This window comes from Salmonella sp. SG203, assembly GCF_013350575.1.
GTDB lineage: Bacteria > Pseudomonadota > Gammaproteobacteria > Enterobacterales > Enterobacteriaceae > Salmonella > Salmonella enterica.
Genome location: NZ_SNMT01000004.1, coordinates 323,945 through 332,824, shown reverse-complemented (window position 1 = coordinate 332,824; position 8,880 = coordinate 323,945). Strand labels below are relative to the sequence as shown.

Here is an 8,880-nt window from a genome sequence, read left to right as displayed (position 1 = left end):
ATGCGCAAGCTGCTGACTATCCTGAATGCGATGCTCAGAAAGAACGAAGAATGGAATGAATCGTATCATCACGTTGCTCCATAAAAATAACGTTCAAGACAGTTGCTTATTCCGTCCGCTACTGATGCCGGGCCAGACAGGGACGCCGCAAATCCCGGTCACCTTACCCACATGGGATGAGGTTATCGGCCCCGCCGTTCAGGCGCAGTCGTTCAATACCTGGATTATCTCCCGTATGTTGCAGGACAAAGGCACGCCGGTATATACCATCCATGCGGAAGTCGAAGGTATTGTCCATCAGCCGCTGTTTGAAGATTTGCTCGTTCGTGCACGTGACGCGGGGATCACCTTTTGTCCTCTGGGCGAACTGCTGCCGACATCGCCTGAGTCTCTGCCGTTGGGGCAAATTGTACGTGGGCACATCCCTGGCCGTGAAGGTTGGCTGGGGTGCCAACAGGCAGCGAGCGCCTCATGATGAAATCGATACGCTATTATCTGGCTTTCGCCGCATTTATCGCGCTCTACTATGTTATTCCTGTCAATAGCCGCCTGCTCTGGCAGCCGGATGAAACGCGCTATGCCGAAATAAGTCGGGAGATGCTGGCGTCTGGCGACTGGATCGTGCCGCATTTTCTGGGATTACGTTATTTTGAAAAACCGATAGCCGGTTACTGGATAAACAGTCTGGGTCAGTGGCTTTTTGGCGCTACCAATTTTGGCGTGCGGGCCGGCGCTATTTTAACGACATTGCTGGCCGCAGCGCTGGTGGCGTGGCTGACGTTCCGCTTATGGCGGGATAAACGTACCGCGTTGCTCGCCTCCGTTATCTTTCTCTCCCTCTTTGCCGTTTACAGTATCGGGACGTATGCGGTACTCGACCCGATGATCGCCCTTTGGCTTACGGCCGGGATGTGTTGTTTCTGGCAGGGGATGCAGGCCACGACCCGAACGGGCAAGATTGGGATGTTTTTGCTACTGGGCGCAACCTGCGGTCTGGGTGTATTAACTAAAGGCTTCCTCGCCCTGGCCGTACCGGTGGTGAGCGTGCTGCCGTGGGTCATTGTTCAGAAACGCTGGAAGGACTTTTTGCTTTACGGCTGGCTGGCGGTCTTGAGCTGCTTTGTGGTTGTCCTTCCCTGGGCGATCGCCATTGCGCGACGCGAAGCCGATTTCTGGCATTACTTTTTCTGGGTGGAGCATATCCAGCGATTCGCCATGAGCGATGCCCAGCATAAAGCCCCTTTCTGGTACTATCTGCCGGTACTGCTCGCGGGAAGTTTACCGTGGCTGGGGTTACTGCCTGGCGCGCTTAAACTGGGCTGGCGCGAGCGAAACGGCGCATTCTATTTGCTCGGATGGACGATCATGCCGCTTCTCTTTTTCAGCATTGCGAAAGGGAAACTGCCCACCTATGTTCTTTCCTGTTTCGCACCGATAGCGATACTCATGGCGCGCTTCGTCCTGCATAACGTAAAAGAAGGCGTCGCCGCGCTACGTGTCAACGGCGGGATCAACCTGGTGTTCGGGATAATCGGGATCGTCGCGGCGTTTGTCGTCTCCTCATGGGGCCCGCTGAAATCGCCGGTGTGGACGCATATCGAAACCTATAAAGTGTTTTGCGTCTGGGGCGTCTTTACTGTTTGGGCGTTTGTGGGCTGGTATAGCCTCTGTCATAGCCAACAATACCTATTACCCGCGTTTTGTCCGCTGGGACTGGCGCTGCTGTTCGGCTTTTCCATCCCCGACAGGGTGATGGAGTCCAAACAGCCCCAGTTTTTTGTCGAAATGACCCAGGCGCCTTTGGCATCAAGCCGCTATATTCTTGCCGACAACGTGGGCGTCGCCGCCGGGCTGGCCTGGAGTCTGAAACGAGACGATATTATGCTCTACGGACACGCGGGCGAACTCAGGTATGGCCTTAGCTATCCTGATGTGCAGGATAAATTCGTTAAAGCCGACGATTTTAACGCCTGGCTCAACCAGCATCGTCAGGAGGGCATTATTACGCTAGTACTTTCAATAGCCAAAGATGAAAACATCAGCGTTCTTTCCCTTCCCCCTGCGGACAATATTGATTATCAGGGGCGTCTGGTGTTAATTCAGTATCGGCCTAAATGATCGGCGTCGTTCTGGTGCTTGCCAGTCTGCTCAGCGTTGGCGGTCAGCTCTGCCAGAAGCAAGCGACACGGCCATTGACGACGGGCGGACGTCGCCGCCACCTGATGCTGTGGCTGGGCCTGGCGCTGATATGCATGGGCGCAGCGATGGTGCTGTGGCTGCTGGTGCTACAAACCCTGCCGGTGGGAATTGCTTACCCGATGTTGAGTCTGAATTTTGTCTGGGTCACGCTGGCGGCATGGAAAATCTGGCATGAACAGGTTCCGCCCCGCCACTGGTTGGGCGTCGCATTAATTATCAGCGGCATTATCATTCTGGGGAGTGCGGCATAATGGGCGTAATGTGGGGACTGATAAGCGTTGCGATTGCCTCCCTCGCCCAGTTGAGTTTAGGATTCGCCATGATGCGACTGCCATCGATAGCGCATCCACTGGCGTTTATTTCCGGGCTGGGCGCATTTAATGCCGCGACCCTGGCGCTATTCGCCGGTTTGGCGGGGTATCTGGTTTCCGTCTTCTGCTGGCAGAAAACATTACACACGCTCGCGCTCAGCAAAGCCTATGCGCTGCTGAGTCTCAGTTATGTGCTTGTCTGGGTAGCCTCAATGTTGTTACCCGGTTTGCAAGGCGCTTTCAGCCTAAAAGCGATGCTCGGCGTATTGTGCATTATGGCGGGGGTAATGCTGATTTTTCTGCCCGCCAGATCATGATGGCTTGCGCGTCAACCGCTGCCATTCGTCGCAGGAATAACAGCGTGCATCAACGATTTTTAAGGTCTGGTGTTTTTCCCGATTAATACAATACTGCGCATCCTGTAAAGGCGACAGGATATCGCCGGGACTCAGTAATATCATGGAATTCGCCTCGGCGATCATTTTTAGCGAACCGCCGCTATCGCACAGCACCAGAACATGGCACGCCCTCTTTTTGACATAATGCGATTTCTTAACCAACCATTCCATAGCGCCCCCGTTTCACGCTGATTGTTCATAACACGTTACACATCAACGGATAAACAAAACGGCAATAGCGATGGAATGGTTGTATATTAACCTAACATTAATTTTTACAGTTCTCACACACCCACTGCTGGAGCGCACGGCGAGATATTTTAATCCCTCCGTTTTTCAGTTCTGACGGCAGCGTCAACCAGCGAACCGGCTGCTGAAAACGCGCCAACTTATCGCGGACCCATTCAGCGAGGTTCACGTCTCCGGCCTGCGATGCATACTCCACAACCGCAACGGGACGATGGCCAAACTCTTTATCTTCTACCGGCACGACGAAGGCTTGTTGCACTAGCGGATGCGCATTAATAACGCGTTCGACTTCCTCCGGCTGAATGCCTTCGCCGCCGCTAAAGAACAGGTTGTCCAGCCGCCCGGCGATGGTTAGCCTGCCGTGGTTCAACTCGCCGCGATCGCGCGTGGCAAACCAGCCCTCGTCATTAACCAGCGGGATCAGTTTGCCATCACGCCAGTAACCTTCCGCCATACTGGCGGCGCGCAGCCAGACTTCATTATCGACGATTCTGATCTCTCTGCCGGGAAGCGGCGCGCCAACATCATCCGAACCATCGGCCTCTTTGGCGCATACCGTAGACGCGAACTCCGTGAGCCCATACCCGCACCAGCAGCGAATCCCTTGTTTGCTGGCCTGGTCGGTGAGTTCAACCGGAATCACCGCGCCGCCGAGCAAAACGGCTTTCAGCGTCACCGCCGCCCGATTCGCCAGCAGCCGCCACAGCTGCGTCGGCACCAGCGAAGCATGAGTACACCCTGCCAGCATCTGCTCCAGCGGTTGCTTATCGCGTACCGTCATGCGCGCCCCGGCGAAGAGCCAACGCCACATAATACCCTGCCCGGATACATGAAACAGCGGCAGCGATAGCAGCCAGTCATCCTGCGGGCCAAACGGCATTAGCGAAAGCACCCCCTGCGCGCTGGCAAGATGCGCCTGGCACGTATGTACAGCCGCTTTTGGCAATCCTGTGGAACCCGATGTCAGCGTCATGGAAACCAGACGCTGCGGTTGCCAGGCCACGGCATACGCCGCTGTGCTCTTTTGTATCTGCAACGCGGTTAATCCGGAAAACGCGTTTTCGCCTTCCAGTGTCAGCGCAAAACGCAGCGTTAACTTCGGCGCCAGCGCCTCCAGCAATGTCTGGGGCAACTGCGGATTGACGGGCAGAACCCGCGCGCCGCACTGCATCAGCGCAAGCCATGCCAACAGAGTGCGCGGCTGATTCCCGGCGCGCAGCAGGACACCGTCGCCCTCCCGTACGCCCTGCGCGGCAAACCCGTCCGCCAGCGCATCAATACGCTCACAAAGGGCGCGCCAGCTTAGCACTTCATCGTTCAGGCGCAGAGCGGGCGCCTGACTGCGAACCTGACGCCAGTGGCGCCACGGCCAATCCGTGAATGTCATAACAGTCGTTCCAGCTCCTCACGCTTCAGACAAGGCAACGCGCTACCGGGCCAGGGACAAACCTGTTGCGCCTGCATCAGATGCAAGGTATCCAGTCCGGGCAGCGTTCCCGGCGTCAACCAGGCGGCAATCCGCGCCAGTTGCGTCAGGCCGAGGCTGGACTCGATCGAAGAGCTGATGACCGCCGTCAGTCCCAACGCATGGGCGGCAGCGACTTGCTCACGCACTTTATCAAGCGATCCGGTCAGCGTAGGTTTGATAACCACAGCCCTGACGCCCTCTTCGGCTTCAAAGGTGAAATCCGCTTCGCGCAGACTTTCGTCCCAGGCAATCGCGATGCCGGTTTCACGGGCAAAGGCGCGGGAATCATCCCGCGTCTTACACGGTTCTTCGAGAAAGGCGATACGAGCGCGGTAATCCGGATTAACATACTTTGCGAACTGTTGGGCTTTTAGCGGCGTCCAGGCGCGATTCGCATCCAGACGCAGATGCAGATCCGGGATCGCCTCCAGCAGCAAATTAACCACCATGCCGTCGCGTACCGCTTCATAAAGACCCACTTTGACCTTAGCGATTTTCTCGCCGGGCATATCGGCAAGCCGCAGCACCAAATCGTCAGGATCGCCAGTGCATAACGGCGCAGCGCGATAGTCCGCCGCCTCCGGCAATACGCCTGTCAGTTCCGCCAGCGCGCAGCTTGCGCCAAACGCGACCGAAGGCATCTCCGGTAATCCCTCGCTCCCCTGAAGCCAGTCGTTCACCCACGTCAGGAGCGCCGTCTGCGCCTCTTCCCACGTTTCCTGACTGAAGCCCGGCAGCGGAGAGATCTCTCCCCATCCCTCACGCTCGCCGTCACGCAGACAAACATACAGCCCGTCGCGAGTTTTTAACCGCCTGTCGCGCAGAACCACCCCCGCGTCCATGGGGATCTGCCAGCGGTATACCTGCGCGCTACGCATTATGGGTTCCGTTTGAATTTGCTGAAGTCAGGCTGACGCTTCTGGTTAAAGGCGTTACGGCCTTCCTGCCCTTCTTCGGTCATGTAGAACAGCATGGTAGCGTTGCCCGCCAGCTCCTGCAGCCCGGCCTGACCGTCACAATCGGCATTCAGCGCCGCTTTCAGGCAACGCAGCGCCATCGGACTGTTTTGCAACATTTCGCGGCACCAGCGCACGGTCTCTTTTTCCAGATCCGCCAGCGGAACGACGGTGTTAACCAGCCCCATGTCCAGCGCCTGTTGCGCATCGTACTGGCGGCACAGGAACCAGATTTCACGCGCTTTCTTCTGACCAACGATACGCGCCATATACGAAGCGCCCCAACCGCCGTCAAAGGAGCCGACTTTCGGACCGGTCTGGCCGAAGATGGCGTTTTCCGCCGCGATGGTCAGGTCGCACATCATGTGCAGCACATGACCACCGCCGATGGAGTAACCCGCGACCATCGCGACAACCGGTTTTGGACAGGTGCGAATCTGGCGCTGGAAGTCCAGCACGTTCAGGTGATGCACGCCGGAGTCATCCTGATAACCGCCGTAATCGCCGCGCACCTTCTGGTCGCCGCCCGCGCAAAACGCTTTATCGCCTTCGCCGGTCAGAATAATCACGCCCACGTTGTCGTCGTAACGGGCATCCGCCAGCGCCTGAATCATCTCTTTGACGGTCAACGGACGAAATGCATTGCGCACCTGCGGACGATTAATAGTGATTTTTGCAATACCGTCGGTGGATTTTTCATAACGAATGTCGGTGTAACCCTCCGAGCAGTCGTGCCATTCTACCGGTGCGTAAAGCATTGTTTCATCAGGATAGATCATAGTGTGTCCTTTAGTCAGAGACGCAGAATCTGAGCCAGACTGTCTACCACGCCAGCGGGGTTTTCCCGATGCGCGTTGTGTCCGGCGTTACGAATAACATGGCATGTCGCCGCCACTTCCTGCGCCAGGGCGCGGAATTTGCTGTCGCGTTCGCCACATAAATAATAAAACGGAAATGCCAGCGCGTTGAGCGCCTCGCGTAAATCCGGCTGGACGGCAAGCGATGTCGCCTCCAGCATCGCAGCCAGCGTTTCGCCGTTATTCTGGCTACGCAGCGCCGTTAGCGCCTGCCTTTGCTGCGCCGTCAGCGAGGCGAACACCGGCTGCTGATACCAGTCGTGAAAAACCTCAGTCAGGGGTTCACGACGAAAACGCTCTGCCCAGCGCCCGTCGGACAATCGTCTTTCAACGCGCGCCTGTTCATTTTGCAGCCCCGGATGACCACCTTCGACCACCAGGCCGCACAGGCCTGGTATTCCCTGGCAGGCTGCCATCATCGCCACCCGGCCGCCAAGGGAGTATCCCACCAACCAAAACTTTAGTATGTTGTAACTAATTAACGTGGCGCGCAGTAATCTGATGACATCGGCAAATCCGCCGACCGGAATAGCCGCAGATCCGCCATGTCCCGGTAAGTCAATATAGAGCCGCGAACAGCCGTGAAACTGTTCGCCAACCGGCTGCCATTCGCGGCAATCGCCAGAAAAACCGTGCAGGAAAACCAGCGAGGGCGTCCCAGGCTGTCCGGGCATGTGCTGCGCGTGCAACATCATAGATGGCTTACCTGAGCCAAAAGTTGCTGCAACGTCTGCGCGCCGTCCGTATCGTTTACCACCAGCTCAATCACCGTTGTCGCCGGGGTTCGCCACGCGCCAGCCAGCGCAGACTCCAGCTCTTCCCAGTTTTCCGGGCAATGATAGCGCAGGTTAAACATGGCGGCCGCATGATCAAAATGGACGTTTTGCGGCATCAAATAAAAGCGCTCACGTTTGCTTTGCGGCGTCGGCAGCAGGGAAAAGATCTGCCCGCCGTTATTGTTGACCACAATCAACACAAACGGCGCGGATACCTGACGTAGTAACGCCAGCGCGTTAAGATCGTACAGCGCGGATAAATCGCCGACGATAGCCAACGTCGATTTGGCGCTGGCGCGCTGCACGCCCGCCGCTGTGGAAAGCAGGCCGTCAATGCCGCTCGCCCCGCGATTGCTGTATACCGGATAGCCAGCCGGCAACTGTGACAGCGCGTCGATCAGACGCACCACCAGACTATTGCCCACGAACAATTGCCCCTGCTCCGGCAGATAGTCGCGGATACGGTGCGCCAGCTGCGCTTCGCCAAAGGTGTCTCGCTGCGCGACCACCCGTTGCCACGCCAGTTCCGCCAGACGCGGGATCTCTACACACCACGGTTTACGTTTTTCCGCCGGATGCATCTCCAGCCAGTCGGCGATTTTCGCTACCAGTCTGCGTCCACGATGGTGCGCCGGGTCCAGACGACCTTCAATATTATCGATTACCCAGTACTCTTCCGGCTCGCAGGTTGCCTGCCATTGCAGTAAGCGTTTTCCGGTAAGGCTACTGCCAAACTGGACGACAATCTGCGCCTGCTGTAGTTCGGTAACCGCTTTGGCATTGCCGAGCCACAGGTCGGCGCACGGCAGCGGCTGCCCGGTTTGCGACAATACGTCGCCAATTAATGGCCATCCCAGAGTTTGCGCCCACTGCGCCACTTTTTTGCCTTCTTCCGCGCTCATACGCCCGGCGACGACAACGCCGCGTTTTTGTCGCCAGAAGAACCAGTCGCGCTGTTTGTCGCTTTCCAGTCGACGCGCTTCGCGCAGCCAGGGTTTTTCATCCTGCCACCAGTCGCCGAGACGCTGCTGCCAGACCAGACCTGTGTCATTCATATCGCCATACAGCGGTTCGGCAAAAGGACAGTTAATGTGCAGCGCGCCCGCATGAAGCATGGCGAGCGCATTGTCGATGGTCGACACCAGCCAGCGCGCCGGAATGTCCTGCGTGGGACGCGGCAACGACAAAGTTTGGGAGGGGTGCGAGGCAAACATCCCCGCCTGACGGATCGCCTGGTTGGCGCCGCAGTCAATCAGCTCTGGCGGGCGATCGGCGGTAAGTAAAATGAGCTTCTCGCCCGTCAGCCCCGCCTCAATCAACGCCGGATAGAGGTTCGCCACGGCGGTACCTGAAGTGACAATAACGGCAACCGGCTGTTGGCTGACTTTCGCCAGCCCTAACGCCAGATGACCAAGCCCACGCTCATCAAAGTGCGTATGGTGAATAAAAGCAGGATTCTCTGCCGCCGCCAACGTGAGCGGCGTGGAACGGGAACCAGGGGCGATACAAACATGCCTGACGCCATGACGGGTTAAGGCTTCCAGGATGACCGCCGCCCAGCGCCGGTTAAATGCACTTACTGACATGAGTTTGTCCGGTATCAATCATTGGGACTAAGTATAAAGAGCTGCAAAAATGGATTATTGATATGGGTCGGGAATATGTG

The 8,880-nt window shown here is 57.2% G+C and carries 9 protein-coding genes and 1 pseudogene; 4 read left to right on the top strand and 6 right to left on the bottom strand.

Going from position 1 to position 8,880, the window contains the following annotated elements; translation table 11 throughout:
- Positions 1-103 precede the first annotated feature (103 nt).
- The 4 genes and pseudogenes from HV477_RS09425 to arnF all read left to right on the top strand — a co-directional run.
- A pseudogene (locus HV477_RS09425) lies at positions 104-475 on the top strand (4-deoxy-4-formamido-L-arabinose-phosphoundecaprenol deformylase); the annotation flags it as partial.
- Positions 472-2,118, top strand: a complete 1,647-nt coding sequence (gene arnT / locus HV477_RS09420; protein ID WP_079899012.1) for a lipid IV(A) 4-amino-4-deoxy-L-arabinosyltransferase — start codon at positions 472-474, stop codon at positions 2,116-2,118. The pseudogene HV477_RS09425 and the gene arnT, both read left to right, overlap by 4 nt.
- The gene (gene arnE / locus HV477_RS09415) at positions 2,115-2,450 is read left to right on the top strand and encodes a 4-amino-4-deoxy-L-arabinose-phosphoundecaprenol flippase subunit ArnE (protein WP_000580688.1); all 336 of its coding nucleotides are present in this window, start codon (positions 2,115-2,117) and stop codon (positions 2,448-2,450) included. Before arnT ends, arnE begins: the two co-directional genes overlap by 4 nt.
- On the top strand, positions 2,450-2,827 hold the full coding sequence (gene arnF / locus HV477_RS09410; protein ID WP_000538694.1) for a 4-amino-4-deoxy-L-arabinose-phosphoundecaprenol flippase subunit ArnF: 378 nt from the start codon (positions 2,450-2,452) through the stop codon (positions 2,825-2,827). Before arnE ends, arnF begins: the two co-directional genes overlap by 1 nt.
- On the opposite strand, the gene pmrD is transcribed toward arnF, so the two are convergent.
- From pmrD to menD, 6 genes are all read right to left on the bottom strand, one after another.
- The gene (gene pmrD / locus HV477_RS09405; protein ID WP_000455132.1) at positions 2,822-3,079 is read right to left on the bottom strand and encodes a signal transduction protein PmrD; all 258 of its coding nucleotides are present in this window, start codon (positions 3,077-3,079) and stop codon (positions 2,822-2,824) included. The two genes, arnF and pmrD, sit on opposite strands and share 6 nt — an antisense overlap.
- A gap of 97 nt (positions 3,080-3,176) precedes the next feature.
- Positions 3,177-4,544, bottom strand: coding sequence for an o-succinylbenzoate--CoA ligase (gene menE, locus HV477_RS09400; protein WP_079899011.1), 1,368 nt, complete (start codon positions 4,542-4,544; stop codon positions 3,177-3,179).
- Positions 4,541-5,503: an o-succinylbenzoate synthase gene (menC, locus tag HV477_RS09395; protein ID WP_079899010.1), complete on the bottom strand. Its 963-nt coding sequence runs from the start codon at positions 5,501-5,503 to the stop codon at positions 4,541-4,543. The genes menE and menC overlap by 4 nt, the downstream gene beginning before the upstream one ends.
- Entirely contained in the window at positions 5,503-6,360 is an 858-nt protein-coding gene (gene menB, locus HV477_RS09390) for a 1,4-dihydroxy-2-naphthoyl-CoA synthase (RefSeq protein ID WP_000640013.1), read from the bottom strand. The genes menC and menB overlap by 1 nt, the downstream gene beginning before the upstream one ends.
- 14 nt (positions 6,361-6,374) lie before the next feature.
- Positions 6,375-7,133 carry a 2-succinyl-6-hydroxy-2,4-cyclohexadiene-1-carboxylate synthase gene (gene menH / locus HV477_RS09385; RefSeq protein WP_079899009.1) on the bottom strand — a complete coding sequence of 253 codons (759 nt, stop codon included), beginning with the start codon at positions 7,131-7,133 and terminating at the stop codon, positions 6,375-6,377.
- Positions 7,130-8,800, bottom strand: coding sequence for a 2-succinyl-5-enolpyruvyl-6-hydroxy-3-cyclohexene-1-carboxylic-acid synthase (gene menD / locus HV477_RS09380; RefSeq protein WP_079899008.1), 1,671 nt, complete (start codon positions 8,798-8,800; stop codon positions 7,130-7,132). Before menD ends, menH begins: the two co-directional genes overlap by 4 nt.
- Positions 8,801-8,880: the final 80 nt, after the last annotated feature.

Bases quoted from the DNA above. Each gene is read 5' to 3' on its own strand.
- arnT (WP_079899012.1), top strand. From the start codon at position 472: ATGATGAAATCGATACGCTATTATCTGGCTTTCGCCGCATTTATCGCG.
- arnE (WP_000580688.1), top strand. From the start codon at position 2,115: ATGATCGGCGTCGTTCTGGTGCTTGCCAGTCTGCTCAGCGTTGGCGGT.
- arnF (WP_000538694.1), top strand. From the start codon at position 2,450: ATGGGCGTAATGTGGGGACTGATAAGCGTTGCGATTGCCTCCCTCGCC.
- pmrD (WP_000455132.1), bottom strand. From the start codon at position 3,079: ATGGAATGGTTGGTTAAGAAATCGCATTATGTCAAAAAGAGGGCGTGC.
- menE (WP_079899011.1), bottom strand. From the start codon at position 4,544: ATGACATTCACGGATTGGCCGTGGCGCCACTGGCGTCAGGTTCGCAGT.
- menC (WP_079899010.1), bottom strand. From the start codon at position 5,503: ATGCGTAGCGCGCAGGTATACCGCTGGCAGATCCCCATGGACGCGGGG.
- menB (WP_000640013.1), bottom strand. From the start codon at position 6,360: ATGATCTATCCTGATGAAACAATGCTTTACGCACCGGTAGAATGGCAC.
- menH (WP_079899009.1), bottom strand. From the start codon at position 7,133: ATGATGTTGCACGCGCAGCACATGCCCGGACAGCCTGGGACGCCCTCG.
- menD (WP_079899008.1), bottom strand. From the start codon at position 8,800: ATGTCAGTAAGTGCATTTAACCGGCGCTGGGCGGCGGTCATCCTGGAA.